This is a genomic window from Streptomyces sp. NPDC127197, from assembly GCF_042672405.1.
Lineage (GTDB): Bacteria > Actinomycetota > Actinomycetes > Streptomycetales > Streptomycetaceae > Streptomyces > Streptomyces flavusporus.
The window spans coordinates 1-1,562 of record NZ_JBHXVG010000140.1 but is presented as its reverse complement, the minus strand read 5'-3'; the positions used below and the strand labels follow the sequence as shown (position 1 = coordinate 1,562).

Sequence of the window (1,562 nt, the reverse complement as noted above, 5' to 3'; positions counted from 1 at the left end):
ACCTTCACCGTGTCGGTACCGGAGAAGGCTCCGGCACCGGCCGAGAGCGGGTCGCCATGGCCCACCGGGCACCGGTTCGCCGACCGCACCCGCGCCAAGCACGCCACCGTCCACGCGCTGCTGGCCGCCGGCCACAGCCGACGCTCGATCCAGCGCCAGCTCGGCATGACCTACCGCACCGTCCAACGCCTGGCCGACGCCGCGAGGCCGGAAGACCTGTTCCAGGGGCAGTGGCAGAACCGCAGGACCAAGCTCGATGACTTCAAGCCCTACCTGCGCGAGCGATGGGCCGAGGGCTGCACGAACGCCTGGACCCTCTGGGAAGAGACCAAGACTCACGGCTACACCGGCGGCTACGGAGCCGTCCGCGCCTACCTCCAGCCGTTCCGCACAACCCCGACCGCACCGGCAGCCCGTCCGCCGTCCCCGCGCACGGTCACCGGCTGGATCCTGACTCACCCCGACACCCTGCCGGAGAGCGAGCGAGTGAAGCTCAAATCCGTCCTCGCCGACTGCCCCGAACTGGATGCCCTCACCGGGCACGTCCGCGCGTTCGGGAAGATACTCACCCAGCTCCAGGGTGACCAGCTCCCGCAATGGATCAAGGCGGTCCGCGCCGACGACCTGCCCAGCCTCCACACCTTCGTCAACGGCCTCGAACGCGATCTCGCCGCCGTCACCGCCGGCCTAACCCTGCGGTGGAGCTCCGGCGTCGTCGAAGGCCACGTCAACCGGATCAAAATGATCAAGCGCCAGATGTACGGACGCGCTGGCTTCGGGTTGCTACGGAAGCGAGTCCTGCTGGCCTGACCGCAGCTCTGTAGCTCGACGAGCGGGTCCATTCAGCTGATCGCGAGCGGCACAGGATCCAGGCCCAGCTTGCTCCGGCATGAGTCGACGGCCCGGGCGACCCAGGCAGTCACGGCGTCGCGATCTGGCGCGATCGCGTGAAGCTCACGTGCCTTCTCCTGGGCTTCGACCATCCACGGGGCCAGCGGGTCCTCTCGAAGGACTCGCTCGAAGTGATCGCGGGCCGTGTCCGGATCCCCGACCAAGGCGGCCGCGATCCCGGCGTCGAAGCAGTCCCAGAGGAATCCCCGCCGCACCGGCCTGGACGTCAGGTATCGGGCGACGTCTGGCAGAGCTGGGAACTTCTCCCTCAGCGCGGTCACGTTCGCAGCTGCCTGTCGGCTGAGTTCGAGTGCCAGCGGCGTGAACTGGTCCTCGGTGCGGAACGGCTCGGGGCTGACTCGGACTGCGTCCACGTGGAAGGCCAGGTGGTCCACGTCGTGCCACAGCCACATCGCACCGACGTGCAGACCGCTGCCGGCAGTGCGTGGCGGGGTGAACTCCACAACCCCGAGCCACCACCCGTGATCATCAATCCACAGCCGCGACCGCCCACGCCGGGCCAGGCCGAGCGGCTTCAGGGACTCCCGCGCCGCCGAGGTGATGATCCGGAGAACCGGACTGCGATCTGCCATGACCGGCATTATCAACCGTCCTACCGACACCCCCGTCGGTACTGAGCGTCACCGTTCCACAGAAGTTGGACCAGAGCC

The 1,562-nt window shown here is 68.4% G+C and carries 2 protein-coding genes; one reads left to right on the top strand and one right to left on the bottom strand.

The genetic code is table 11. The features are described from left to right. On the top strand, positions 1 to 810 hold an 810-nt coding region (locus ACFVJQ_RS45980), incomplete at its 5' end, for a transposase (RefSeq protein WP_385791974.1). Positions 811 to 842: 32 nt separating this feature from the next. Here the strand turns inward: ACFVJQ_RS45980 and ACFVJQ_RS45975 are convergent. Then, positions 843 to 1,484 carry a tol-pal system YbgF family protein gene (locus ACFVJQ_RS45975; RefSeq protein WP_385791972.1) on the bottom strand — a complete coding sequence of 214 codons (642 nt, stop codon included), beginning with the start codon at positions 1,482 to 1,484 and terminating at the stop codon, positions 843 to 845. Between the last annotated feature and the right edge of the window lie 78 nt (positions 1,485 to 1,562).

Excerpts from the sequence above, each read along its gene's own strand:
- ACFVJQ_RS45975 (WP_385791972.1), bottom strand. The coding sequence starts at position 1,484 with ATGGCAGATCGCAGTCCGGTTCTCCGGATCATCACCTCGGCGGCGCGG.